This is a genomic window from Lactobacillus sp. ESL0681 (assembly GCF_029392835.1).
In the GTDB taxonomy this organism is placed as follows: Bacteria; Bacillota; Bacilli; order Lactobacillales; family Lactobacillaceae; genus Lactobacillus.
In genome coordinates, this window is the sequence record NZ_CP113943.1 from 1,782,963 (window position 1) to 1,809,773 (window position 26,811).

27 protein-coding genes are annotated in these 26,811 nt (G+C 36.1%); 23 read left to right on the forward strand and 4 right to left on the reverse strand.

The window, feature by feature from the left end:
- The first annotated feature begins 7 nt into the window (after window positions 1-7).
- The 12 genes from OZX59_RS08590 to OZX59_RS08645 all read left to right on the forward strand — a co-directional run bounded on the left by OZX59_RS08590 (window position 8) and on the right by OZX59_RS08645 (window position 10,242).
- Complete coding sequence (locus OZX59_RS08590; RefSeq protein WP_277125942.1) at window positions 8-475, forward strand: PTS sugar transporter subunit IIB; 468 nt, start codon at window positions 8-10, stop codon at window positions 473-475.
- 15 nt (window positions 476-490) lie between these two features.
- Window positions 491-1,330 carry a PTS sugar transporter subunit IIC gene (locus OZX59_RS08595; RefSeq protein ID WP_277125943.1) on the forward strand — a complete coding sequence of 280 codons (840 nt, stop codon included), beginning with the start codon at window positions 491-493 and terminating at the stop codon, window positions 1,328-1,330.
- Window positions 1,317-2,135: a PTS system mannose/fructose/sorbose family transporter subunit IID gene (locus OZX59_RS08600; protein WP_277127015.1), complete on the forward strand. Its 819-nt coding sequence runs from the start codon at window positions 1,317-1,319 to the stop codon at window positions 2,133-2,135. Before OZX59_RS08595 ends, OZX59_RS08600 begins: the two co-directional genes overlap by 14 nt.
- Window positions 2,136-2,153: 18 nt before the next feature.
- The gene (locus OZX59_RS08605; RefSeq protein WP_277125945.1) at window positions 2,154-3,224 is read left to right on the forward strand and encodes an SIS domain-containing protein; all 1,071 of its coding nucleotides are present in this window, start codon (window positions 2,154-2,156) and stop codon (window positions 3,222-3,224) included.
- 50 nt (window positions 3,225-3,274) lie between these two features.
- Entirely contained in the window at window positions 3,275-4,270 is a 996-nt protein-coding gene (locus OZX59_RS08610; protein WP_277125946.1) for an SIS domain-containing protein, read from the forward strand.
- 12 nt (window positions 4,271-4,282) lie between these two features.
- Entirely contained in the window at window positions 4,283-4,690 is a 408-nt protein-coding gene (locus OZX59_RS08615) for a PTS sugar transporter subunit IIA (protein WP_277125947.1), read from the forward strand.
- A gap of 278 nt (window positions 4,691-4,968) precedes the next feature.
- Window positions 4,969-5,430, forward strand: coding sequence for a PTS sugar transporter subunit IIB (locus OZX59_RS08620; protein WP_277125948.1), 462 nt, complete (start codon window positions 4,969-4,971; stop codon window positions 5,428-5,430).
- Window positions 5,431-5,445: 15 nt separating this feature from the next.
- Window positions 5,446-6,222, forward strand: coding sequence for a PTS sugar transporter subunit IIC (locus OZX59_RS08625; RefSeq protein WP_277125950.1), 777 nt, complete (start codon window positions 5,446-5,448; stop codon window positions 6,220-6,222).
- Window positions 6,209-7,030: a PTS system mannose/fructose/sorbose family transporter subunit IID gene (locus tag OZX59_RS08630; RefSeq protein ID WP_277125951.1), complete on the forward strand. Its 822-nt coding sequence runs from the start codon at window positions 6,209-6,211 to the stop codon at window positions 7,028-7,030. Before OZX59_RS08625 ends, OZX59_RS08630 begins: the two co-directional genes overlap by 14 nt.
- A gap of 28 nt (window positions 7,031-7,058) precedes the next feature.
- Window positions 7,059-8,054 (forward strand): SIS domain-containing protein, encoded by a 996-nt coding sequence (locus OZX59_RS08635; RefSeq protein ID WP_277125953.1) that lies wholly within the window; start codon window positions 7,059-7,061, stop codon window positions 8,052-8,054.
- A gap of 218 nt (window positions 8,055-8,272) precedes the next feature.
- Complete coding sequence (locus OZX59_RS08640) at window positions 8,273-9,631, forward strand: PTS sugar transporter subunit IIC (protein ID WP_277125955.1); 1,359 nt, start codon at window positions 8,273-8,275, stop codon at window positions 9,629-9,631.
- A 221-nt stretch (window positions 9,632-9,852) separates the two neighbouring features.
- Complete coding sequence (locus OZX59_RS08645; protein ID WP_277125957.1) at window positions 9,853-10,242, forward strand: PTS lactose/cellobiose transporter subunit IIA; 390 nt, start codon at window positions 9,853-9,855, stop codon at window positions 10,240-10,242.
- A 49-nt stretch (window positions 10,243-10,291) separates the two neighbouring features.
- Here the strand turns inward: OZX59_RS08645 and OZX59_RS08650 are convergent, their stop codons facing one another.
- The gene (locus OZX59_RS08650) at window positions 10,292-11,740 is read right to left on the reverse strand and encodes a 6-phospho-beta-glucosidase (RefSeq protein WP_277125959.1); all 1,449 of its coding nucleotides are present in this window, start codon (window positions 11,738-11,740) and stop codon (window positions 10,292-10,294) included.
- 169 nt (window positions 11,741-11,909) lie between these two features.
- Between OZX59_RS08650 and OZX59_RS08655 the strand changes: the two genes are divergently transcribed.
- The 9 genes from OZX59_RS08655 (at window position 11,910) to OZX59_RS08695 (ending at window position 19,606) form a co-directional block, all read left to right on the forward strand.
- Entirely contained in the window at window positions 11,910-12,245 is a 336-nt protein-coding gene (locus OZX59_RS08655; RefSeq protein ID WP_277125961.1) for a PTS sugar transporter subunit IIB, read from the forward strand.
- 47 nt (window positions 12,246-12,292) lie between these two features.
- Window positions 12,293-12,793: a PTS cellobiose transporter subunit IIA gene (locus OZX59_RS08660; RefSeq protein ID WP_277125962.1), complete on the forward strand. Its 501-nt coding sequence runs from the start codon at window positions 12,293-12,295 to the stop codon at window positions 12,791-12,793.
- A 22-nt stretch (window positions 12,794-12,815) separates the two neighbouring features.
- The gene (gene celB / locus OZX59_RS08665; protein ID WP_277125963.1) at window positions 12,816-14,174 is read left to right on the forward strand and encodes a PTS cellobiose transporter subunit IIC; all 1,359 of its coding nucleotides are present in this window, start codon (window positions 12,816-12,818) and stop codon (window positions 14,172-14,174) included.
- Window positions 14,175-14,224: 50 nt separating this feature from the next.
- The gene (gene celB / locus OZX59_RS08670; protein WP_277125964.1) at window positions 14,225-15,505 is read left to right on the forward strand and encodes a PTS cellobiose transporter subunit IIC; all 1,281 of its coding nucleotides are present in this window, start codon (window positions 14,225-14,227) and stop codon (window positions 15,503-15,505) included.
- A 96-nt stretch (window positions 15,506-15,601) separates the two neighbouring features.
- Window positions 15,602-16,462 carry an ROK family protein gene (locus tag OZX59_RS08675; RefSeq protein WP_277125965.1) on the forward strand — a complete coding sequence of 287 codons (861 nt, stop codon included), beginning with the start codon at window positions 15,602-15,604 and terminating at the stop codon, window positions 16,460-16,462.
- A gap of 101 nt (window positions 16,463-16,563) precedes the next feature.
- Window positions 16,564-17,031 (forward strand): DNA starvation/stationary phase protection protein, encoded by a 468-nt coding sequence (locus OZX59_RS08680; protein ID WP_277125966.1) that lies wholly within the window; start codon window positions 16,564-16,566, stop codon window positions 17,029-17,031.
- Window positions 17,032-17,141: 110 nt separating this feature from the next.
- On the forward strand, window positions 17,142-17,837 hold the full coding sequence (gene rpiA, locus OZX59_RS08685) for a ribose-5-phosphate isomerase RpiA (RefSeq protein ID WP_277125968.1): 696 nt from the start codon (window positions 17,142-17,144) through the stop codon (window positions 17,835-17,837).
- Window positions 17,838-17,948: 111 nt separating this feature from the next.
- Window positions 17,949-18,869, forward strand: a complete 921-nt coding sequence (locus OZX59_RS08690; RefSeq protein ID WP_277125969.1) for a nucleoside hydrolase — start codon at window positions 17,949-17,951, stop codon at window positions 18,867-18,869.
- Window positions 18,870-18,880: 11 nt separating this feature from the next.
- Complete coding sequence (locus OZX59_RS08695) at window positions 18,881-19,606, forward strand: GntR family transcriptional regulator (RefSeq protein WP_277125971.1); 726 nt, start codon at window positions 18,881-18,883, stop codon at window positions 19,604-19,606.
- Between the two features lie 90 nt (window positions 19,607-19,696).
- Here OZX59_RS08695 and OZX59_RS08700 read toward each other — a convergent pair whose 3' ends face one another.
- Complete coding sequence (locus OZX59_RS08700) at window positions 19,697-20,470, reverse strand: DeoR/GlpR family DNA-binding transcription regulator (protein ID WP_277125973.1); 774 nt, start codon at window positions 20,468-20,470, stop codon at window positions 19,697-19,699.
- A 259-nt stretch (window positions 20,471-20,729) separates the two neighbouring features.
- On the opposite strand from OZX59_RS08700, the gene OZX59_RS08705 reads away from it, so the two are divergent.
- Both OZX59_RS08705 and OZX59_RS08710 read left to right on the forward strand, forming a co-directional pair.
- On the forward strand, window positions 20,730-23,129 hold the full coding sequence (locus OZX59_RS08705; protein ID WP_277125976.1) for a phosphoketolase family protein: 2,400 nt from the start codon (window positions 20,730-20,732) through the stop codon (window positions 23,127-23,129).
- Window positions 23,130-23,324: 195 nt separating this feature from the next.
- The gene (locus tag OZX59_RS08710) at window positions 23,325-25,994 is read left to right on the forward strand and encodes a calcium-translocating P-type ATPase, PMCA-type (RefSeq protein ID WP_277125978.1); all 2,670 of its coding nucleotides are present in this window, start codon (window positions 23,325-23,327) and stop codon (window positions 25,992-25,994) included.
- Window positions 25,995-26,087: 93 nt separating this feature from the next.
- Here OZX59_RS08710 and OZX59_RS08715 read toward each other — a convergent pair whose 3' ends face one another.
- Entirely contained in the window at window positions 26,088-26,231 is a 144-nt protein-coding gene (locus OZX59_RS08715; protein ID WP_277125980.1) for a bacteriocin, read from the reverse strand.
- 28 nt (window positions 26,232-26,259) lie between these two features.
- Window positions 26,260-26,403, reverse strand: a complete 144-nt coding sequence (locus tag OZX59_RS08720) for a hypothetical protein (RefSeq protein ID WP_277125981.1) — start codon at window positions 26,401-26,403, stop codon at window positions 26,260-26,262.
- Window positions 26,404-26,811: the final 408 nt, after the last annotated feature.

Sequence of the window (26,811 nt, forward strand, 5' to 3'; positions counted from 1 at the left end):
ATATAACATGATTAAACTTGTAAGAGTGGACCACCGTTTAGTTCATGGCCAAGTTGCAGTTTCTTGGTTTTATAGTTTGGATGCCGATACCATCTTTGTTGTTAACGATAGTGTCGCCAAAGATGATTTTCGCAAATCAGCTATCCGTTTAGCTAAACCTGACAATGCCAAACTAGTAATGAAGAGTGTTGCCGAAAGTATTGAAGCAATTAACTCAGGAATTACTGATAAATATAAAATGTTGATTGTAGTTGAATCAGTAGCTGATGCAGCAAAGTTAATAAAAGGTACTCAGGGGAAAATCAAAGGTCTTAATTTAGGAGGTACCAAACCTCGTGAAGGAACCAAAAATTATTCTAAAACTATCAACTTGACTGATACTGAGGCTGAACAATTAGTCGATCTGCAAAACGATGGCGTTGATGTCTGGATTCAACAAGTTCCTAGCGAAGAAAAGCGAGAATTTCATAAATAAATTGAGAGGTAAATTATGAATAAATATTTAATCGCCTTGATCTTAGCCTTGATTGCAATGCTAGGAAATGGAGAATACTTTTTAGGTTCATCAATGTTATCAAGGCCACTAGTTACGTGTACATTAACAGGTTTAGTTTTGGGTAATTTGCACCAAGGAATCATCATGGGAGCAACTTTAGAATTAGCATTTGTTGGTTCATTTTCAATTGGTGCTTCAATTCCGCCGGAGATTATCTCGGGTAGTGTCTTAGGTACGGCTTTTGCGTTAAATGCAGGAAAAAGTACTGCTGTGGCTTTAACCTTGGGAATTCCAATCGCTTCTTTGGTTTTAGTAATTAAAAACCTTTGTTTTATCTTTATTTTGCCATTCTTTGTGCATAAGGCAGATAAATATGGAGATGAAGCAAATGGAAAAGGTATTGGCCGAATGAGTAATTGGGGTGGCTTTTTCTCAATTAACCTACCAATTGGTTTAGTTGTGGGAATTTCTTATTTGCTTGGTAGTCCAGTAATTAAGCAGGTTTTAGCTGTTATCCCTAAGTTTGTAATTGATGGTCTAGGAATCGCAACAGGTTTATTACCAGCTTATGGTTTTGCATTGTTATTGAAGATGATGGTCAATAAGAATAATGTTACTTTCTTTATCCTTGGCTTTGCACTGGCTGTTTATCTAAAAGTTCCAGTTACAGGAGTGGCAATTTTTGGTGCTTGTCTAGCATTAGTATTGACAGGCTATTCAGCATTTAAGGGTAAAGCACTTGTTAACACAGATCAAAGTGCCACGGCTGTAGCAGGTATAAATACAGAAGATTCAGATAATGGAGGTATCAATTATGAAGATGAAGAGTTCTAAAATTCTAACTAAAAAGGATTTGATGAAAACTTTTTGGCGTTCATTTACTGTGGAATGGTCCTGGAACTATGAACGGCAAATGAATATGGGTTATACCTATGCCATGGTACCAGCTCTAGAAAAAATTTATAAAAATAGCAAAGATAAGCTGAGTAGTGCGTATAAGCGTCATTTGGAATTTTTTAACGTTACACCGTGGTTGAGCACATTTCCATTAGGTATTTCGATTGCAATGGAAGAACAGAATGCAACTGATCCTGACTTTGATGAAAGTTCGATTAATAATATCAAAGTAGCCTTAATGGGACCGCTAAGTGGGATTGGAGATTCTTTCTTCTGGGGAACTCTGAGAGTTATTGCGACTGGTATTGGTACTTCTTTAGCTATGCAGGGTAACATACTTGGACCGATTTTATTTTTATTGATTTTCAATATTCCGGCAATCATTGCTAGATATTATGGTCTATTCATTGGCTATAATATTGGCTCTTCTTTTATTGATAAGGTTCAAAAAACTGGGTTAATGGATAAGCTAACTTATGGTGCTTCTGTATTGGGACTTGGTGTTGTCGGAGCTATGGTTGCCACGATGGTAACAGTTAACATGCCAATGAAAATTGGAACTGGTGCTGATGCAACGACTGTACAAAAGATTTTTGATGGAATTGTTCCTGGAATTATTCCATTACTGTTTACTGGTTTTATTTATTGGCTTGATAAAAAAGGCTGGAAGTCGCAGTATATTTTGCTTTTGATTGCTGCTATTGGCATTTTTGGTGCGTGGACAGGATTACTAGGACAATAATTTTTAGGAGTGTTGTAAGTGAAAAGTATAGAAGATTATGTTCAATTAGAACCGCAGTATTATCAAAGCGTTTTGGATAATTATCAAGCTTTATTTGTAAAAAAATTTGCCAATGTCGATACTGAAAAGATTGATAATGTAGTTATATATGCAACCGGATCAAGTTCTAACGCTGCTTATGGTGCTTTGCCATTTATGAGTAAGGTTTTGGCAATGCCAATTCAAATTGAAGAACCATCAATTTCAGAAAATTATTTATTACATGTAAATGACAATACTTTATGTATAGCAATTTCACAAGGTGGGCACAGTTATTCAGTTGTCAAGTTAATTGAGGGACTGCAACAAGCAGACCATACGGTTTTTGCGTTAACTAGCGAGGAGGATAGTCCTGTTGCTAAAGTAGCTAAGAACGTTTTAGATATGGGTATGCCAATAGAGGAAATGCCATATGTTAGTGCAGGCTATAGTATAGAAATTTTAGATTTAATTTTAATAGCATTAATAATAGCTAAACAAAACCATAAAATTTCGACAAATGAATTTGAACAATATGTTGTAAAAATCAAAGCTGTAATTAAGCAGGTCCCTGCTGTTATAACTGGTGCTAGTTCATGGGTAGACAAGAACTTAACAAAATTTAATATTGCTAAACGAATTACCTTTATTGGCTATGGGGCTGCTTATGGCGTTAGTCGTGAAGGTGAAACAAAAATAACTGAAGCAGTTAGAATTAGCGCATGGGGTAAAGAACTAGAAGAATATATGCATGGCCCATACTTGGGGTTAGAGAAAAATGATTTTATTGTTTGTTTAGAACCTAACGGAAAGTTGCAAGAGCGTGCAGATTTATTAAAGCAATTTTTAAATAAGCACGTTGATAATGTATATACGATTTATGCCAATGATAGCCAAAGTAAAAAAGATTATGATTTGAGTTTGAAAGTAAATACTGATGAATTACTTGCAGCGTTATTTATGACGATTCCAGTACATTTATTGGCATATCGGTTATCGCAAGAAAAAGATATAGATTTGCAACACTCGGCATATCCTGATTTTGATGAAATTACGGCTTCAAAAATTTAATTAAAAACATTGTAAAAATAAATAGTAAATAATAGAAAAGGAAAAATAAAATGCGTAAATTTAACAAGCAAGAATTAATTGATAGTATGAATGGTGCTTTAGAACTAAGAGGTCAAATTAATGATGTAATTGATCCATTATTTAAAAAAGGTATTTCTAATATTTGTTGGTTAGGAATTGGCGGAACCTATGCATCAGCTATGCAAGCAACTGTACATATGAAAGAAAAAACTGCCTTAGAAACTTTCTATCAAAATGCCGCTGAATATTTAACAACTGGTAATAAGCGCATTACTAGTGATTCATTGGTGATTATTTCTTCAGTGACTGGTAATACTCAAGAGATGGTTGATGCTGTTAAAAAGTTAAATGAGGTTGGAGCAACAGTTTTAGGTTTTATGGATGATCCTAAAGCAAAATTAGCTTCAATGTTAACTTACTGTATTTCATATCCAGAAAATGAACAACTTAAGTTCTTTATGGTAGGTGACCGCTTAATGTATTTGAATGGTGAATTTCCTGATTATGATGAATTTTATCAAGAAATGGATAATCATTTTGCCCAAGATATAGCTGACATTGCGGAAAGTTCAGATGACTTTGCTCAAAAATTTGCTGAAAAACATCATGACGATGAAATGCATTATTTTGTAGGTGCTGGTAATCAATGGGGAGCCGTGTATTCATACGCAATGTGTTACTGGGAAGAGCAACACTGGATTAGAACTCGGGCCATTGAAGCTGGAGAATTCTTCCATGGTGTGCTTGAAGTGATTGATCGTGATACTCCAGTGACGGTTTATGTTGGTGAGGATTCACAGCGTTCATTAAGTGAACGTGTTGCTAAATTTTTACCAGAAATTTGTGGCAATTACACAATTATCGATTCTAAAGACTATGATTTACCAGGAATTTCAGAAAAATATCGTGGAACTTTAAGTCCGTTTGTCTTCCATGCTATTAATAATCGGATTGATGTCCATATTGAACACATTAACCGTCATCCAATGGATATTCGTCGTTACTATCGTGCATTGCCTTATTAAAGAGATTTTAAAATGGGAATATTAATCTGTACGCATGGTAATTCTGCTAAAGAATTATTGCAATCAGCGGAAATGATTTGTGGTACTCAAAAAGATTGTCAAACTGTTAAATTTGAAATGGGAGAATCTTTAGATCAACTTCAAAATGATTTAAAAGCAAAATTAGATTTACTGCAAGGTCCTGTTTTGTGCCTCACCGATTTGAAGGGCGGTACTCCTTTTAACACCTTAGTTAAATTGATTAAGGATTATCCGGACATGGAAATTGTTACTGGAGTAAATATTCCTATGTTGCTGCAATTATTTATCAATCGTGAGCAAATGCCATTGGAAAAATTACTCGATTCAGTTATTGAAGCTGGGCAAACTGGTATATATCGTTACTCGAATACTACTTCAGGAGATAACGAAGAATTTTAAAAATGATTGGTGCTTTGAATTAGATTTTTGCAAATACTAAATTTATAGGATAAAAAGCAGATTAAGAATTCCTTTTTAGGGAAACTTGATCTGCTTTTATTTTCAAGGTATCAGGATAATAAGGTAATATCACCGATAAATGGCTATTTTAGGGCTTTTATCGATAAATAGAGCTAATAACTTAAATTTGAACTTGAATTCTATTTGTAAAACCGCTAACATTGTTTAAGGAAGATAAGACTTATAAATTAGGATTTTTTAAAGAAGGGAATTTTAAAATGATTGTGCTAACGAGGGTAGATCACAGATTATTACATGGTCAAGTTGCTGTGTCATGGACTTCACATCTTTCTACTGATTGTATTCTAATTGCTAACGATAATGTTGCTAATGATAATACTGAAAAAACGATTATGAAATTAGCTAAACCCACAGGAGTTAAGTTAGTTATTAAAACAATTGCTGATTCGATCAAGGCGATTAATAGTGGTGTAACTGATAAATACAAATTGTTTATCGTTGTTAAAAGTATTGACGATGTCTATAAATTAGCTGAAGCTGTACCAGCAATTAAAGAAATAAATCTTGGTGGTACACAAGCTGCAGATGGCAAGGAGTCGCTATCATCAGCTGTTTTTGTTACTTCAGATGAGCGACAAGAATTAGATAAATTAGTTGCAAATGGAGTGCAAGTGTATTGCCAGCAGGTACCAACTGAAAAGAAGAAAATTTTTGGCTAAAATATAGGAGCTATTATGAAGACTTTTCTAATTTTTTTAGTGGCGATTTTTGGTTATGCAGAATATTTTTTATTCGGACGTTCTCAAACTTATCGTCCAATAGTTATGTGTGCCTTGACAGGTTTAGTCCTAGGACAGCTATCAACTGGGATTATTATTGGTGCGCAAATGGAGTTATCTTTTATCGGAGTACAAGAGATAGGATTGTCGACTCCGCAAGATATGGTTTCGGCAAGTATCGTTGGTACTAGTGTAGCCCTACAAACCAATGGCAATTTTGCGACAGCTATAACTTTTGGCTTGCCTGTATCAATGGTAGTTTTATTTGTGCAAAATCTAGTATATGTGTTAGTTTCACCGGTTTTTGTAAAAAAGTGTGAAGAAATTGCTGCTAGAGGCAAGACCAAATTATATAGTCAGTTTACTTTTTGGGGTGGTACACTGCTTCACTTTGCACCATCGATTCTTTTAGTTACTTTGACCTATGTATTAGGTAATCATTTTGCTAAATCAATTGTTAGTCTAATTCCAAAATTTGTTCAAGATGGATTAGTAGTAGCGAGTGAGATTTTGCCTGCATTTGGATTTGCTATGCTACTTGAAGTAATTATGAAAAAAGACGTTTTCCCATTCTTTTTCCTTGGCTTTTTGGTAGCTGCATACTTAAAAGTGCCAATTATGGGAATTGCTTTCTTTGGAGTGGTTCTAGTGGTAATTATGTACTTTCGAGATGAACAAGCTGAAAAAAATAATGCAAGTAATGCAGGGGTGAGTGATGATGACGACTTCTAATAAGTTAACAAATAAGGATTTTAGAAAATCTTTCTGGCGTACGTTTGCAATGGGAGCTTCTTGGGAATACAGTAAGCAGCTTGGACCAGGATATGCATATGCAATGGTTCCATTATTAGAGAAAATTTTTAAGAATAAACCTGAGAAGTTAAAAGAATCTTTAGAACGGAATACTGAATTCTTTAATGTGTCGAATTTCTGTGCTTCTACTGTTATGGGAATATCGGCTTCAATGGAAGAAAGATATGCTGAGGACGATGAGTTCGATCCAACCACGATTAGTAACATTAAAGCGAGTTTAATGGGCCCCTTTTCAGCCATTGGTGATTCATTGATGATGGGAACTTGGAGAATTATCTGTACTACCATTGCTGCTACATTTGCCTTAAAGGGTAATATAATTGGACCATTAGTTTTTATTCTTGCATATAATATTCCAACAACGTTAATTAGATGGTACGGCTTAAAATATGGTTACAAGTTTGGAGTTGGCTTTTTAGATAAACTAAATTCTTCTGGAACTATTGAAAAATTATCCTATTATTCTTCAATACTAGGAATGATTGTAATTGGGGCGATGACTTCTAATTATGTTGTGATCAATACTCCGATAAGTTTTGGACAAGGTAAAGCCAAGCTAACTTTGCAAGCTGATGTGTTTGACCAAATTGTTCCTGGGTTATTGCCACTGGTAGCTGTTTATATAATGTATAAATTGCTTAAAAAGGGTGTCAGTGTGGGATGGATAATGTTAGGCACTTTTGTACTAGGAATAGTTTGTTCATATTTTAAGATTTTAGTTCCATAAAATAATTTTTAATTTAGGAGAAAAACAAATGTTAAATGAAAAAGAATTAATTAAAGAAATTATTGATAGTAAAAAAGAAATTACAGATGTTTATTTTGCTGCATGTGGTGGTTCGATGAATGATTTGTATCCTGGTCACTATTTTATCGAAAAGGAAAGTACTAAACTTCATTCTACATGGAAACCAGCTCGTGAATTAACAATGATTAATTCTCCACATTGGAATGAACACAGTATTACATTTGCATTATCACACAGTGGTAATACTCCAGAAGTTATTGAAGCTGCAAAATTAGCTAAGAAAAAAGGCTCATTTGTGATTGCTATTACCAATGATCCTAATTCAGATATTACAGATCCTGCATTGTCTGATGAACTTTACGTTTATGATTGGGGTAAAGAAACTTCACATAAGGATGTCCCAATGGGAATGGATTATCGGATTTTAAATGAATTTTTACATCAAACTGAAGAGTCTTACCAAAAATATGATCAGATGATCGCTGGTTTAAATAAAATTGATCAAATTGTAGATAATGCTCGTAAAGTGCAAAGACCTGCAGCTCAAAAATTTGCCCAAAAATATCGTAAACAAGATTTTATGTATATCTTAGGTTCAGGTGCCAATATGTCACAAGCTTATGGCTTTGCAATTTGTTCATTAATGGAAATGCAGTGGATGGATTGTGCGTTTATTGACTCTGCTGAATTCTTCCATGGACCATTTGAAGTATTGCAGGATGATCACTTATTTATTCAGTGTGTCAATACTGGAGATACACGTGCTTTGGATACTCGTTCAAGAGACTTTATTAAAAAATATCATGGTCAGTTGGAAGTTATTGATTCAAAAGATTTTGGAATGGAAGAAATTGATAATTCAGTTGTAGACTACTTCAATCCAATAGTCTTTTATGAAATGGGTGTTTTATACCGCGATGAACTTGGTGAAAAACGTGCTCATGATACAGACTTTAGACAATATATGGGAAAAGTGGATTATAGCTATAAACCATCAATTTAAAAAAGTTTAAAAGTCATTGGAAGTTGAAAGTGCTTCTAATTGTTAGATAAATGACTAACAATTAGAAGCACTTTTTGTATACCTAAAATAAATGGGTAACTAGTTAGCTGAAAAAACGCTTTCTAATTTAAGATTAAAAGTGGTATGATTATTTATAATTAGTATAAGTATATTTTACTTACTAGAGTATTTTATAGTTAGTTTAGGAAGGAATTTAAATGAATGCTTTAATTAAATGGCTAAATAAATATGTAGTGCCGGTTGCAGCTAAGATTGGGTCGATAAGATGGCTGGTTGCTTTGCGTGATGCCTTTATTGCTATTATGCCAGCAATGATGGCTGGCTCGGTTGCTTCGGTTCTTAATTCGCTTGTAAGAGATATTCCAACTTCTTTTGGCTGGACTGGTTTTGTAAACTCAATGCAATGGCTTATCGGGATTAATTCGATGGTTTGGACAGGATCGTTAGCAATTTTAGGGTTATTGTTTTCCTATACTTTTGGCTATCATTTGTGTATTCAATACAAAGTTGAACCAGTAACTGGTGGAATAGTTACCTTAGGAACCTTCATTATGTGTTTACCTCAAAACTTTACTTTGACTTTAAAGCATACTTTGTCAAAGAACACTATCAAGGATATTGTTGCATCAGGAGCAGCTTCTGATGGAAAGAGTATCAATAGTTGGGGTTACTTTAATTTTGGTAAGTACTTTGGTTCTGCTGGTTTCTTTACTGTCATGATTATGGGAGCAGTTGCTGTTACCATTTATATTTGGTTAATGAAAAAACATATTACAATTAAAATGCCTGATAGTGTTCCTCCTGCAGTTGCAAATGCCTTTACAGGAATTATTCCAGCTGCAGCAGGTTTATATACAGTTGGAATAATTAATTATCTTTTTAGTCTTAACAATACGACAGTGATTGACTTTATTTCTAAAACAATTCAAGATCCATTGCTTAAGATGAGTCAAGGATATGGTTCAGTCGTTTTAATGGTATTACTTGTGCAAGTATTTTGGTTCTTTGGTATACATGGAACCAATGTCTTAGCTCCGGTAATGAATGGGGTTTGGTTGACTGCACAAGTAGCTAATATTAATGCTGCTCAAAAAGGTCAAACTTTGCCTTATACTTGGACCAGTAGTGACTTTGATCTGTATGCTTGGATAGGTGGAGCAGGTTCAACTCTTTTATTGTTAATTGCAATTCTGATTTTCTCTAAACGTGAAGATCAAAAAGCAGTTGCCAAATTATCAATTGTTCCTGGCTTTTTTAACATTAATGAACCAACGATGTTTGGTTTGCCAGTTGTTTTAGATCCAATTTATTTTATTCCTTTTGTGTTAGCACCTTTGGTTATGGTTTCTATTGCCTATGGGGCAGTAACTATGGGACTTGTGGCGCCAGTAAGAAACAATATAGTTTGGTCTATGCCACCAATTCTTAATGCCATTGTTGCAACAATGGATTGGCGTTCAGTTGTGTTGCAATTGTTTAATATGTTTGTTGGCTTTTTAATTTACGTTCCATTTGTTAAAGCTGCTAATAGGATTAAACCTGAAGATATTTCGTAATTATTAATTTAAGCAATTTCTTGTATTTTTATAAAATTCAGGTAGAAGATGGCAAGTATTTAATTTTAACTAAAAGCCAACACTGTAAACTAACTGTTGTCTGCATGAATATCTTAATTTTAAAGTATTTGCTATCTTTAAAAAGCGCTTTATAATATAATCTAATTAAGGATAAATTATATAAAATATAATTGTAGTAATAATGACTAAAGGAAATAAATATGACTGAAGAAAAGGAAAATAAGGTATCTAAATCAGAAGATAAAGAACAGGCAACCTTAATGGCTGCTATGGGATTAATAGCTAATGGTGGCAATGCTAAAAGCTTGGCCTTTGAGGCAATTAGGGAAGCAAAAAAGGGTAATATAGAAGCAGCAAGAGCAAAGCTTAAGGAGTCTGATGCTTCATTGCTAGATGCTCATAATTCTCAAACTGATATGCTAACTAAAGAGGCGCAAGGTGATCATATGGATGTTACGCTGTTAGTGGTTCATTCACAAGATCATTTGATGAATGCGATCACTTTTAGAGATTTGGCTGGTGAAATGGTTGATTTATATGAAAAATTATATAAATCGCGTGCTTTAAAAGATGATAATTCTAATTTGTAAAAATATTAAACTAAAAAAATAAGGTTTCCATTAATTGGAAACTTTATTTTTATGCTAGATCTTGACCATTTGTCTTAATTACCTTTTGGTACCAATAAAATGAATCTTTACGAGAACGCTCTAAGGTACCTTTTCCAGCATCATTCTTGTCAACATAGATAAAACCATATCTTTTATCCATTTGCCCCGTACCAGCCGAAACGAGATCAATTGGTCCCCATGGAAGATATCCCATTAAATTTACCCCATCAATTGCAACGGCTTTTTCCATCTCTGAGATATGTTTTCTTAAGTAGTCAACACGATAATCATCGTGAATAGCACCATCCGCTTCGACCTTGTCATAAGCTCCCAGACCATTCTCAACGATGAATAATGGTAAATGGTATCGATCAGTCAGTTGATTTAATGCAATTCGCAAACCTGCTGGATCAATTTCCCAACCCCAATCACTTCGTTCTAAAGTAGGATTTTGCGCTATCGAATTGGTTAGGTCGTTTAGGGCATCTGGTTTGACGTTTTTGGCAGAAACGGTGGTAGTTTGATAATAGCTAAAGCCAACATAATCAACTGTTCCTTCCTTGAGTACTATCCTATCTTCATCGGTAATGTCAGGGCGATAACCATTTCGGTTAATGTAAGACTCAACTTCTTTAGGATATTCACCAAAGACATGGACATCTGAGAACCAATCACGGCGTTGCTCAAATTTATCAGCTAACAAGACATCTTCAGAAGAAGGTGTCAATGAGCGAACTGGTGAATAATTAATCATGCAGCCAATTTGGAAATCAGGATTTATTTTGTGACTAACTTTTACAGCTAATGCTGATGCGACCAATTCGTAGTGAGCTGCTTGGTACATTGCTGCTTCTTTTTCTTTATCAGTCATGTCATCCTTGAAAAAAATACCAGAGTTGGTAGCCATTAAGAAGTCATCGTTATATGAAGATTGGTTATCAATTTCATTAAAAGTCATCCAGTATTTAACTGTGTCCTTATACCGTTTAAAGCAAACGGTAGCGAAGCGGATAAAAAAGTCAATTAATTTACGATTGGTAAAACCACCATATTTATGCACTAAATGCAACGGAATTTCAAAATGGGATAGAGTAACAACGGGTTCAATTCCATAATGATGACAAGTGTCAAATAAATCGTCATAAAATTTCAAACCTGCTTCATTTGGCTCTGCTTCATCACCTTGAGGAAAAATTCTAGTCCAAGCAATTGAAGTTCTGAAAGCTTTAAAGCCCATTTCAGCCATTAATTTAATATCTTCTTTGTAGTGATGATAAAAATCAATCGCACTATGATTAGGATAGTTTTTGCCTTCAAGAACTTCACTAGTAATTTCTCGATGCTTGGTTGCTGATCCAACAGTCATTACATCGGCTACAGAGGGACCTTTACCGTCTTCATTCCATGCACCTTCTAGCTGGTGGGCAGCAACGGCACCACCCCACAAGAAATTTTTGGGCATTTTAGCTGAATACATACACATTACCTCTCTAAATAATCTGTTAACGTTTCCATAATGTAATTTTACAATACATTAATATCATCCAGCAAGTTAAATATAAAATAAAAAAAGGTTTGCGATTTTTCTGTAAGCGCTTATAATAGTAACTATAGAAATTTTAAAAATGTATAGGAGATTTTGAATTATGGCAGAACAAACAATAATGTTGAATTGTGCAGCAGGAATGAGTACTTCTTTATTAGTAACAAAAATGCAAGAAGCAGCTAAGAATCAAGGGCTTGATGTAAAGATCTTTGCTTGTCCCGCTTCAGAGGCTACTCAGCATCTTGAGCAAGAGCCGATCGATTGTTTACTTCTTGGACCACAAGTTAGATATATGGAAGCCGATTTTAAGGATAAGGTTAAAGGGGCTGGCAGAGATGGTAAAGATGTACCACTAGGAGTAATTGATATGCAAGCCTATGGAATGATGAATGGCGAAAAAGTTTTAAAGCAAGCAGAAGATTTGATTAACGGTTAAACATTTTTCAGTATGGTTAAACACATCTAAGGAAAGATTTTGTATAAATGGCCAAAGATAAAGCGTATGATATTCAACAAAAAAACAAGCGAAAAGATAATTTAAAATATTTATATTTCAGTCGTTATTTAATGACACGATATATCGTAACTATCTTTTTATTTGTAAATATTTTTTGGCTGACTTTTTCATTGCCATATAAACACTGGCTAGGGATTGCTGCAGCATTGTGTATGACTCTTTGTTCAGCAGTTGCAGCTATTGAGCAATTAACTAAAATGCATAACCAAGAACTAGATGTTCCCCTGACTAGGAAGTATTTTTGGCTACAATTGGGTGTAAATTTAATTTTATTAGTACTAAATTTATTTCCGTTTGGGCGAGTATTTTTTCCTTTTTCATCTAAAAAAATAGTTACCCAATTTATTTCGTTGATTTTAATAGCTGGAATAATTTTGTGCTTAATTTGTGAATGGCGAATTGCCAAAATTAGAAAAAATCAAGATCGCTATGCTAGCGTTATTGAGACGTTTAAGAAAAATCATTAATTTATTTTAGGAGAGGTTTATCATGACAAATACTACAAATCAGTCATTTAAGGATAAAATGGCTGCTGTAATTGGAAAATTTGCCGGATCACGCTTTGTTAGAGCAATTATGGATGCAGGGTATAGTGTTATCTCGTTTTCAATTGTTGGTGCAATCTTCTTGATTTTGACAGTACTTCCTCAGGCTTTTCCAGTTCCGGGTTTTGCTGAACTGTATGCAAGCACAATAGGACGTTTTTCCAATATCTTTCAAGCGGTTTATAACGCAACAATGGGGATTTTGGCATTAGTATTTTCTGGAACATTTGCTTATTCATATACTAAAATTTATCGCGATGAAGAACATATTAACTTAGTTCCAATGAATGGATTAATGATGTTCTTGATGGGATTTTTTATTACAGTACCTGAATTAGTTTGGAAAAATGGTTCAATTCAATTTGTACAACTGTTTACCAAAACTAAGATGGTTGCGGGCGGATATGAAGCCTCAACTGGAGGTATTTATCGAATTGGGGCCGTTGGAATTTTTATTGGATTGGTCATCGCTTGGCTGACAGTGCAGGTATATCGCTATACGGTAAAGCATAATTGGCAAATTAAAATGCCAGCAGCAGTCCCTACAGGAGTGGCCAATTCGTTTAGTGCAATAATACCAGCATTCTGTATCGCAGCATTAATTACAGTGATAAACTTAGCATTGGTTTTGCTAGGTACCGATTTATTTAAAGTGTTATTTGTACCATTTTCATTCATTAGTAAGATTGCGGATACTTGGTGGGGTTTCTTAATAATTATCTTTTTAATTCACTTTTTATGGTGGTTTGGTATTCATGGTGCGACAATTATTAGCTCTTTTTACACACCAATTGCGTTAGCCAATATGGCTGCGAATGTTCAAGGCAGTTCACATGTTTTTGCAGGAGAATTTTTAAATGGTTTTATTACTCTTGGAGGTTCTGGTGCCACACTGGGGTTGGCTATTTGGCTAGTATCACGAGCCAAATCGTCACAACTAAAGGAAATGGGAAAAGTTGAAATTGTTCCGGCAATCTTTAATATTAATGAACCAATCTTATTTGGATTGCCAATTGTTTATAATATTCAATTAATGATTCCATTCATTTGTGCGCCACTAGCCTCAGGAATAGTAACATATGCAGGCTTTGCAACGGGTTTAGTCCCTAAAATCAGAGTTCAACAACCATGGCCAACACCAGTTGGACTAGGTGGATACCTTGCAACAGTTAGTTGGAAAGGTGCAGTTCTTGCAATAGTATCAGCTTTGGTAGCATTTTTGGTTTGGTATCCATTTATTAAGCATTATGATAATAAGTTACTAAAGGAAGAAAAGGAAGCTACTGTTGCACCTAAAAATTAATTATTAACAATATATTGAAAAATATTTTAGGATTATAGAAGGATACCAGAATGGTTAGTAATAAAAAATCTGACTTTTTAAATCAAAAGTTAATTCCCTTTTTTGCCAAAATATCAGGTGCGCGACACATGGTGGCTTTGCGTGATGGGATGACAGCTGCTGTTCCAATGATCATTATTGGGTCAGTCTTTATGATTATTGGTCAGTTTCCTTGGCCAGGATATCTTAAGTTTATGGCCAATATCTTTGGACCTAATTGGGCAAATGTAGTCCAGTATGTCACAAATGCATCTTTTCATATTATGGGGTTAGTGGCAGTAGCAGGTATATCATATAGCTTGGCTAAGAGTTATAAAGTTGATGCCTTTTCTGCGATGATTGTCGCAATTGCAGCATTTATCTTAACAATCCCGATGCAAACAGCCAAAGATGGTAGTTTGCTGATTCCGTTGAAAGACTTTGATTCATCTGGTTTGTTTGTAGCTTTGCTAGTGGGACTATTTGTAACGGATTTATATGTTTGGTTAGTACATAAAAATTTAATTTTTAAAATGCCAGATAGTGTTCCACCAGCTGTAAGTAATTCTTTTGCAGCACTATTTCCAGGTGGTATCTCGTTATTTGTGGTTTGGTTAATTCGGATTGGCGTTGAAGCAACACCAATGAAGAGTATTCCCAATGTGGTTACTTTCTTTTTACAGGAGCCAATGAGTAAAGTTGGCAATACTTTAGGTGGAGCAATTGTAATTGAACTAGTTATCTGTATTTTATGGATTTTTGGGATTCATGGTGCCAATGCAATTTCGGGAATTATCGATCCGGTTTTGTATGCTGCACTAGCCTCAAATGCGACTGCATTGAAAGCCGGTAAGCCAATTCCTAACATTGTAACTAAAACTTTCTTTGATGAATTTGTTAGAATTGGTGGATGTGGTGCTACCTTAGGCTTGGTGATTTTGATGGCATTTTTTGCTAAGAGTAAGGAACTGAAAGCTTTAGGAAAGCTGGCAATTGGACCTTCGATTTTCAATATTAACGAGCCAGTAGTTTTTGGTTTGCCAATCGTGTTAAATTATAAAATCATTTTACCTTTTATTTTTGCTCCAATGGCTAATATTATTGTGACTTATTTTGCAATGAAGACTGGTTTAGTAGCTAAAACAATTGGAATTTATCCACCTTGGACTACACCACCGATCTTGTCTGGGATACTAGCTACTGGTCACCTTTCGGGTGGGTTAATGCAGCTATTCAGCTTGATAATGGATACTTTAATTTACTTTGGTTTCTTCAAGAGCATTGATCGAGATAAGTTGAAGTTAGAAAAATAATTATTCTTGAGTAAGACCTGATTTGCTACTAAAAATCGGGTCTTATTTTTGTTATACTAAGTAAATTAATTTATATTATGATTGTAGGGGATAAAGTTGAAATTAGCAGTTTTTGATATCGGTGGTACTACAGTAAAAACTGGGACGTTTGTCGATGGTAAGTTAACTAATCTAAGTAGTTTCCAGACGCCGAAAACACTTGGTGATTTATTTGAGCAAATGCATCGTTTTATCGATGGCAATGATATTCAAGGAATAGCTCTTAGTGCACCCGGGGATGTCGATTGCGAGAAAGGAGAAATTAAAGGCTTCAGTGCCGTACCATATTTGCATAAGCGGCCAATTTTTGCCGAAATAAAAGCTGAGTTTGGCTTACCAGTAGCTATTGAAAATGATGCTAATTGTGCTGGAATTGGTGAAATGAAAGTTGGCAGTGGCAAGAATTTTAAAAATGTGGCCTTTATTGTGATTGGCACAGGAATCGGTGGCGCTATCTTTTTTGATGGGAAATTATATCGAGGTACGCATTTGACTGGTGGCGAATTTGGGTTTATGACCACGGCTTCTGGGAAACTATTTGCTCAAGATGGCACCGTAGTTAATGCGACTAAGTCTTACCAAGCAGAAACCGGTAAACAAATTGATGGTAAAATGCTTTTTTCATTAGCTAATCAGGGTGATAAAACTGCGCAAAAGTTGATTAATCATGTTTATGATGTTTTAGCTGAGGCAATTACTAATTTGCAGGTTGCATTTGATTTTGATGCTTTTATCTTAGGTGGCGGTGTTTCTGCTAGAGCTGATCTTGCTATTGAAGTTAGCAAGCGGGTTAAAGCAAGACTAAGCAGGTTTCAACTAAATGAAATTATGCCAGCGATTAAGAATTGTCAACAACACAATGCAGCAAATTTGTATGGCGCAGCTTATAATTTTTTGGCTGGAAATAATAATGCGTGATAGAGTTTTTTACTTTTTCATAAACAACTTCTTAGAAAAATCTGTCCCATTCTGTTAGTATAAAAATGTAAACAGAACTGTTGGAATAGGAGGAATTTTCAATGAAGTATCCTAAGACAAAAGAAGTTTTAAATCAATTGGTTGCTGATTTAACCCAAATGCATATGGTGGTTCACCAACATCATTGGTATATGCGTGGTGAACGCTTTTTGAAATTGCATCCATATCTTGATAAGGTAATGGATGAACTAGCCAATCAACAAGATTTGGTAGCTGAACGATTGATCACTCTTGATGGTGATCCAGTTTCAACTTTAAGTGATATTGCTAAAAAGACGAAGATCAAGGATGAAGAGCCTAATTGGAACGAAACGATTGATGAACGCTATGCTAAGATAATTGCTGGTTATCGTCAATTAGAGCAAGATTACCAAGAGGGCTTGGAAGTTAGCGATGAGGAAGGCGACTACTCAACTAATGACATGTTCACGACTTGTCACACTGAAGTTGAAAAACGAATTTGGATGATGTCGGCTGAAATTAATCAAGCCCCTAATATTGATAAGTAAAATAAAAATATTAAAAAGGTCAGCTTTAATTAGCTGATTTTTTAATGTCTAGCCGTAGGTTAGATTTGCTATAATAGAACTAATTTATTAATTATTTAGAAAGCAGAAAAATGGACAAGCAAGAACAAGATAAACTCAAACAAAAAGCCGCAGTTAAAGCAGCAGATCTCGTGAGATCAAAAATGAAGCTAGGCATTGGTACTGGTTCGACAGTAGCATTTTTGATTGATGAACTTGGGAAACGAAAGCAACAAGGTAATTTGAATTTATCGGCTGTGGTCACTACTTCTACTAGAAGTCAGAAGCAGTTGGAGAGCTGGGGCTTTGAAGTTGACCAGCTTGCCGCAGTTGATGAGCTTGATTTAATTATCGATGGTGCTGATCGTGTTGACGATAATTTTAACGGCATCAAAGGCGGCGGCGGCGCTCTCACTCTTGAAAAAAATGTTGCTGTAAATGCCAAAAAAGTAGTTTGGATTGTTGATGAATCCAAGCTAGTTCAGAAGTTAAGTGGCTTCGCTTTACCAGTGGAAGTTTTGCCTGTTTCGTGTGAGCAGAACTTTCAACGTTTTGCTAAGCAGGGATTGAAACCGCAATGGCGCATGGCAAACGGCGGACGTTTTGTAACGCATTATGGCAATTATATTATTGATTTAAATGTTGATCCAATTCCGGTTCCTGACGGATTAGCTGATTACTTAGATCATACTGTTGGAGTAGTTGAGCATGGACTTTTCTTGAATATGTGTGATGAAGTAGTTATTGCTAAAGCAGATGGCTCGATTGTGCAACGCCAAAAAGCATAAAATTTACCAGAGTATATAGCAATTTCAGGTCTTAATTTATAATTATTAACAAGCAACAACTGTTAAGATTTGGTATGATGGTCTTAGCAAATAATTAAAAGAGGAAAATACATGACGAAAAAACCATTGATCATTAGTACCGATCCGGGAATTGACGACGCAGTTGCAATCACGATTGCCTTATTTTCAGCACAATTGGATGTTAAATTGCTTGCTGCGACCTGGGGCAATGTAGGCTTAGATAAAACCTTAGCGAATACATTAAAATTAGAAACTTTTTTGCAGACTAAGGTACCAGTTGTTGCCGGAGCAAAACGTCCCTTATTAAGGAAGCAAATTGATGCTTCAAGTGTTCATGGTGAGTCGGGAATGGCAGGTTTTGATTTTCCAGATCCTGATCAGACTTTGTTAAAACCTGGAATTGCCGCTAACGCAATTCATGAAGTTGTAGCAAGTAGCTCAGAAAAAGTAACTTTAATGCAAATTGGTCCAGCAACTGATTTTGCGCTATATTTTAGACAATATCCTGGTGATTTAGCTAAGATTGAGCAATTAGTAATCATGGGTGGTGCAATTGGACGTGGTAACTGGGGTCCATATAGTGAGTATAATGTTGCTGGTGATCCCGAAGCTGCCCAGATAGTTTTTAGTAGTGGTATCAAGATTTTACTGGCACCACTTGAATTAGGACATCAAGCGTTTATCACGCAAGCTACACTCCAAAAAATCGCCAAGTTTGGTAAGACTGGGCAAATGCTTTACCATATCTTGACTAACTTGCATGATGAAACTGATAGTGATGGCCGCGAAATTTATGACGCTTTAGCGGCTGGAATGCTGCTTAATCCAGCAATGTATGAATTTAAGCCAGCGTTTCTTGAAGTTGATACGGGGAACTCTAAGGCCTATGGTGCATCAATCATTGATTTTGATAGCTTCTTTGGTAAGCCTAATAATGTATTAGTTGGAGTCAAGGTAGATCAAGCCGTGTTTACGGATTGGTTTGTTAAAGCGATCAGTAGAGCGAATTAGCGAGGAAACAAATGGCAGACTTTGTTTATCGTACGGTAATGCACGATATTAAACAAAATATTTTGGATAACAAATATGAAGGAATGCGTTTGCCAGATGAACGAAGTTTGGCAGAATATTATCATGTTAGTCGTTCGTCAATGAAGCGGGCGATGGAATTGTTGTCACAGCAGGGAATAGTTTTCAAAAAGCGGGGAAGTGGCACTTTTATCAATCCCTTATATTTGAAGAACCAATCGTTGTTTCGTTATGAAGGATCTAATCTGGGACTAACCGATAGTTTGAAGGTTCCAGGTAAGAAATTGGGGATTAAATTGCTCGATTTTCATGTAGTTGAGGCGACAGCTGAAATTGCTCAAGACCTGTTTTTAAATAAAAATGAGTTTGTTTATGAATTTCATCGGTTACGATTAATTGATCAGCAACCATTTTTGCTGGAAACTGGGTATGTACCAATTAAGATTGTACCTGAGTTAAAAGCAGAGCACTTAAAAAGTTCGTTGTTCAATTATTTAGAAGATACTCAAAATAAAGTAGTTACCAAAGCTTTTTTGAATATTACAGTTGAACCTTCAAGTATAGAAGATCAAAAGCTGCTTAAATTGCAGACTACAGAACCAGTTGGTGTAATGGCGGGAATCTTTTTTTTAGATGACGGCACACCATTTGAATTTTCAACAATGCGGATTCACTATCGGTACATGCGATTTAATACTTTTGTTAACTTGAATCAATAAAAAAGCGTTAGGATTTTGTCCTGACGCTTTTTATATAGAGTTTCCAGTAACTCTTAAATTTGGATACATTTATATTAAAAGAGGGGGGTATTAGTTAGCTCTTTTTTTGAGTACTGGAATAATTTGCGTATTTGTCGCAAAGTTTTGTCTAATTTCTGTTGATAACGGTGTGTCTGTAATCAACACATCAATGTTATCTAAGGGAATTGACAGGTAGGGAGAAGTATTTTGGTTGTTGAACTTGTACGATTCGGCAATTACTACAACTCGATTGGCTCGTTGAGCAGCGATTCTGATTAATTCGGCATCACTCATTTTGGTTAAATATAAGCCATCGCTTTTAACGTTGGAGGTACCGATAAATGCAGTATTGAAATTCATTCTTTTTAGAATTTCAAGGGCACTGATAGAATAACTGAAGCGGTGTTGCTTATCAATTTTACCACCTAATAAACGTACACTTGGCAGATTTGAACGCATCAATTCCAATGAATTATCGATGGAATTGGTGACAATTTGTAAATCCATCCCATTAATCAATTGTGATAATTTTTTAAGAGTAGTCGATGGACCGATAAAGTCACATTGATTTGGATGAACGAAGTGCTTTGCCATTTGCGCCATTTGGGTTTTGACTGGCGAATCAATCTGGTTTCTAGTTAAAAAATTGGGTACGTCATCGTGGCTTATTTCAAGTAAACCACCGTGTACGCGGATTGCTTGACCTGTTGAGGTCAGGCGCAATACGTCTCGGCGGGCCGTATCAAAGGAAACATTGAAGTATTTAGCAAGATCCTTAGTATCAAGTTGATGTTTTTTAGTTAATAATTGTTTAATTGCTCGTAATCGTTCTTCTTGCTTCATTGATTTTCTCCCTCAAAGTAATTTAGCATTTTTAGATCTGAAGTTTAATGGTTTACTAAGTAAACTTAGCATTTTTGTAAGTACTTTTCAGCATTTGCGTATAGTAACCATTAAGTTTATCTGCTGGATGTTTAACTTTATCACTTCGCAAAAAAATTGGAACGCACCAATTTACTAAATGGTTGAATTTTAAATAAAATTTGTTATACTGTAAGTATTGAAAAGAAGTTAAGCAATTAATTGCTAAAGGAGAAAGTAAATGGCAGTTGACTACGATTCAAAGAAATACTTAGCAAGTGTAGACGCACAATGGCGTGCAGCTAATTACTTATCAGTTGGACAACTCTTCTTAATGAGTAATCCGTTATTAAAGCGTGAACTAACAGCTAGTGATGTTAAACCCAAACCAATCGGTCACTGGGGGACGATTTCACCACAAAACTTTATTTATGCCCATCTTAATCGTGCAATTAAAAAATATGATTTAGACATGTTCTATATTGAAGGTTCGGGTCACGGCGGCCAGGTAATGGTTTCTAATGCTTATTTAGACGGTTCTTATACCGAGCGTTATCCGGAAATTGCCCAAAATGAAACGGGTATGGCTAAATTATTCAAGCGGTTTAGTTTTCCAGGAGGCTCGGCTTCACACGCGGCTCCTGAAACTCCAGGTTCAATTCATGAAGGTGGCGAGCTTGGTTATTCGATTTCTCATGCGACAGGTGCAATTTTAGATAATCCTGATGTAATTGCTGCAGTTGAGGTTGGTGATGGCGAGGCGGAAACTGGTCCGCTTGCAGCAAGTTGGTTTAGTGATAAGTTCATTAATCCTATTAAAGATGGTGCGATTTTACCAATTTTACAAATTAATGGTTTTAAGATTTCTAATCCGACTATTCTGTCAAGGATGTCTGATGAAGAATTGACCAAGTACTTTGAAGGTATGGGCTGGAAGCCATATATTGTTTCTGCATACGATGGTGGCGAATTTGCCGGTTATAAAGACCACATGCAAGTGCATGAAGACATGGCACATATCATGGATACTGTTATTGAAGAAATCAAGGCAATCCAAGCAAATGCGCGCCAAAATAATGATGATACCTTGCCGCACTGGCCAATGATCATCTTCCGTGTACCTAAAGGTTGGACCGGTCCTAAGACCGATCTTGATGGTAATCCAATTGAAAATTCTTTCAGGGCTCACCAAATTCCAATTCCTGTTGCTCAAGCTGACATGGAGCACAAGCAAATGCTGATTGATTGGCTCGAAAGCTATCACCCAGAGGAATTATTCGATGAAAATGGTGCGCCAACTGAGATTGTTAAGCAAAATTTGGTTCATGGCGATCGCAGAATGGCGATGAATCCAATTACTAACGGCGGTAAGAGTCCTAAACGTTTGAATCTACCTGACTATCGTAAATTTGCCTTAGATTTTGATAAGCCAGGATCTGTTGAGGCTCAGGATATGAGTGAATGGGCTAATTATCTAAATGAAATTGCGGAATTGAACCCAACTACATTTCGTGGTTTTGGTCCAGATGAAACTAAGTCAAACCGCTTATTTAAACTATTAGACGAACAAAAGCGGCAATGGGAAGCTGATATTCATGCACCAAATGATGAGGACTTGGCTCCAAGTGGTCGTGTGATTGATTCACAATTGTCTGAGCACCAAGATGAAGGCTGGTTAGAGGGTTACGTGTTAACTGGACGTCATGGTTTCTTTGCGACCTATGAGTCATTTGGACGTGTAGTTGATTCAATGCTTACTCAACATATGAAGTGGCTGAAGAAAGCTAAAGACCAATATTGGCGTAATGATTATCCAGCGCTTAACTTTGTGGCTACTTCGACTGTTTTTCAGCAAGATCATAATGGTTATACTCACCAAGATCCAGGTGTATTAACGCATTTATATGAAAAGAATCGTCCGGATTTAATTCATGAATACTTACCAGCTGATACTAATTCCTTACTGGCTATTTCGCAAAAAGCTTTTAGCGATCGGGAATGTATTAATGTATTGGTAACTTCGAAACAACCTCGTCCGCAGTGGTTCTCAATTGATGAAGCAACCCGGATAGCTGAACATGGTTTGTCATACATTGATTGGGCGTCTACTGATCAAAACGCCAAGCCTGATGTTGTCTTTGCTTCAACTGAAACTGAACCAACCATGGAAACTTTGGCTGCAATTGATTTATTACATCATGAATTTCCAGATTTAAAAATGCGCTATATCAACGTAATTGATGTCATGAAGTTAATGAGTCCTGAAGACAATTCTGCAGCGATTTCTGATGCAGAATTTGAGCAATTGTTCCCAAGTGATGTGCCAGTAATCTTTGCTTGGCATGGGTTCAAGGCAATGATGCAGTCAATTTGGTTTGGCCGTAAACGGAACAATGTCCATATTCACTGTTATGAAGAAGAGGGTGATATTACTACGCCATTTGATATGCGGGTGGTAAATGAGCTTGATCGCTTCCATCTAGCTAAGGACGCAGTAGAAAGTATCCCTCGCTTAGCGGATAAGAGTGCCGGTTTCATCAATAAGATGGATGCATTGCTTGCTAAGCATCACCAATATATCCGTGATCATGGTGAAGATATGCCAGAAGTTACTAACTGGCAATGGACTGGCTTAAAGTAGGTAGGATAACGAATCACTAATTTTCCCTTGTGTAAATTAGTGATTTTCTTTATAATGAACTTAACCATAAGGGAGTAACAGCAATTACTTGCGATAAGCCCAACAGCCGAAAGATTAACTTTCTGGACTTATCTTAATTAGTGAGACTTGTGTGCGTCATGCATGTAAGTCTCATTTTTATTATAGGAGGAAAAAATGCCACAGAGTTTTTATGATCAGCCAATTGAGCAGGTTGAGGCCAAGTTAGAAACCAGTACTGCTAATGGACTAAGCACTGACCAAGTTGACCAACGTCAGCAAAAATATGGTCCCAATAGTTTGGCAGGTAAAAAGAAAACCAGTATTTGGCAGCGATTCTTGGCCCAATTCAAAGACTTTATGATTATCGTGTTGATTATTGCTGCCGTATTATCTGGATTTGTTGCTCAAGAGTGGACTGATGCGGTCATTATCATGGTAGTGGTAATGTTAAATGCGATTTTGGGAGTATTCCAAGAAACCCGTTCAGAAGAAGCCATCGACGCACTTAAAGAAATGTCGACACCCAATGCTCATGTTCGCCGCGATTCGCAGATCGTCAAGATTCCTAGTACGGAATTGGTACCTGGGGATATTGTTTTACTTGAAGCTGGAGATGTTGTACCGGCTGATTTGCGGTTAATTAGCTCAAATAGTCTAAAGATTGAAGAATCAGCGCTAACAGGAGAGTCAGTACCCGTTGATAAAAGTAGTACAACTTTACAAGATGAAAAAGTTGCGTTAGCTGACCAAGTTAATATGGCCTTTTCCAATACCAATGTCACTTACGGTCGCGGCGAAGGTGTTGTCACTGAAACTGGAATGAAAACTGAAGTCGGTAAAATTGCAACTATGCTTAATAACACCGATGAAACTGATACGCCTTTGAAGCAAAATCTGAATCAATTAGGTAAGACCTTGACGATTATGATTTTGATTATCTGTGCGGTTGTCTTTGTAGTTGGCTTCTTCACTAAGCAGGGCAGTCAACCAGCTGATAAATTGGCAATTGAAATGTTCTTAGTGGCGGTTTCTTTAGCCGTTGCTGCTATCCCAGAAGGTCTACCTGCAATTGTGACAATTATTCTGGCACTTGGTACTCAGGTAATGGCCAAACACAACTCAATTGTCCGGAAACTGCCTGCAGTTGAAACTCTCGGTGCAACAGACGTCATTTGTTCTGATAAGACTGGAACATTGACTCAAAATAAAATGACTGTAGAGCAACTTTTCTATGATGGACAGACGCATTCTACGCAGCAAAAAATATCAGATACTGAGCCTGCATTACTAGCAATGATTTTGGCAAATGATACTAAAATTGGTGATGACCAAAACTTATTAGGTGATCCAACAGAAACTGCCTTAATTCAATATGCTTTTGATCAGCAGCTTGATGTATTGCAATTATTGCATGATTATCAGCGTGTACAAGAAGTGCCTTTTGATTCTGAACGTAAGCTAATGAGTACGGTTAATCAGGCAGATGATAAGTATTTTGTAGCTGTCAAAGGGGCACCGGATCAATTACTAAAACGGATCACTAAAATTGATCAATCTGGTCAAATTACACCTATTACTGATGAGCAAAAAGCTGAAATTGCAGCGGTTAATGAACAAATGGCCCAAAAAGCATTGCGGGTGCTGGGACTTGCTTATAAAGTTGTTGATCAGACATATACTGATCCAAAAACTGATAATGTTGAACAAGACTTGATTTTTGCAGGATTAGTAGGGATGATTGATCCTGAAAGACCTGAAGCCAAAACTGCTATTGCTCAAGCTAAAGCAGCAGGAATTAAAACGGTGATGATTACTGGTGATTTCCAGGTAACTGCTCAAGCAATTGCTGAGCGGTTAGGAATCTTAAATCCTGGTGAAGACGATCGAGTAATTACAGGAGCCCAACTTGACGAATTAAGTGATGCCGATTTGAGTGCGCATGTTGAAGATTACAGCGTTTATACTCGAGTATCACCTGAACATAAGGTGCGTATTGTTAAGGCTTGGCAAGCTAACGGCAAGATCGTAGCTATGACCGGTGATGGGGTTAATGACGCGCCAAGTTTGAAACAAGCTGATATTGGAATTGGGATGGGAATTACTGGGACTGAAGTTTCTAAGGGCGCTAGTGACATGGTACTAGCCGATGACAACTTCGCAACGATTGTTGAAGCAGTTAAGCAAGGTAGAAAAGTCTTCAGTAATATTCAAAAAGCCATTTTGTATTTGATGAGTTGTAATGTCGGAGAAGTTCTGACGGTATTTATGATGACTATGCTTGGTTGGGACATTTTGGCACCAGTGCAACTATTATGGATTAACCTGGTTACTGATACACTACCGGCAATTGCATTAGGACTTGAACCGGTAGAAAAAGGGATTATGGAGCGCCAACCAAGAGGAAAGAAATCTAACTTCTTTAGCGGTGGAGTTGCTAGTTCAATTGTTTATCAAGGAATCTTAGAAGGGGTAATTGTCTTAATTACTTACCAATTGGGCTTGAACTTTGGTCCTCATGTGGGTAATCCAAGCTTACAACATGGTGATGCTTTGACGATGGCCTTCTTAACTTTAGGCTTGATCCAGCTTTTCCATGCGATCAATTCTAAGTATGTTCACCAATCAATCTTTACTAAAAGAACTTTAGCTAATAAGTGGTTTAATTGGGCGATTTTAGTTTCTGCTATCATCATGGCTGCAGTTGAATTGCCATTTATGACTAAGTTTTTCGCGGTTACAGAACTTAACGGTTTACAATGGGGAATTGTTTTAGCAGCAGGAGTTAGCATGATTATTATTGTTGAAATAGTAAAATTATTTGAGCGTAAGCTAGGTAAGAAATAGAAATGTGAGCAACTCTCTTAGATAGAGAGTTGTTTTTATTTTGACGAAAGAAAAAAGCCAGCGTCTTAAAACGCTGGCTAATAATAAGTTGAGCTATTCACAAACTCCCATCATATGCAGGTGCTTCAATTTCTGTCGACCATGCATAGTAAAGAAGTCTTTTGGAGCAATGATATAGTTATTTCCTCCCTGAATACTTGATAAATCAGCAATACTTAAAGTCTTATATTTTTTCATCTAAATCATCTCCTTAATAAAAATATAGTTAGACAGCAAGTAAACCATGCTGTCTTAAATTGTCTTCTACTACTTTTTTACGCTTGCCACTAATTAAGAAATACGCTAAAGCAAGATAAATAATTGCAAAAAATAATGTTAGTTGCCAATCATAAGTTGCAGGTGCAGACATAACCATTGTTCCAGCAGTAGTGAATCCAGAAATATCAAATAAAGTATGATAGATAATACTAATTAGTAATGAACCAGTATATAAATAAATTGCAGCATATAAAATACCGGAAGTGGCAGCAGATAAAGCTTGTTGAATAGTGGCATTAAATGATTGAGTACTTAAATTTGTTAGGTGCAGGAAACCAAAAATTAAAGCGTTAAAAAATAATGCGATAATAATTTGATTTTTTTGGTCTTAAACAATTGAAGTAATAGATTTAAAATAACAAATCTTAGTAAAAATTCTTCACCTATTCCTGCTTGAATTCCTCCCAGGATAAAGTTCCATTTTAAATAAGGGACTTTGAAAGACCAACTGGTTAAAAAATTATTCCAAGAACTTGATTCGTTGAATCCATTAAATAGG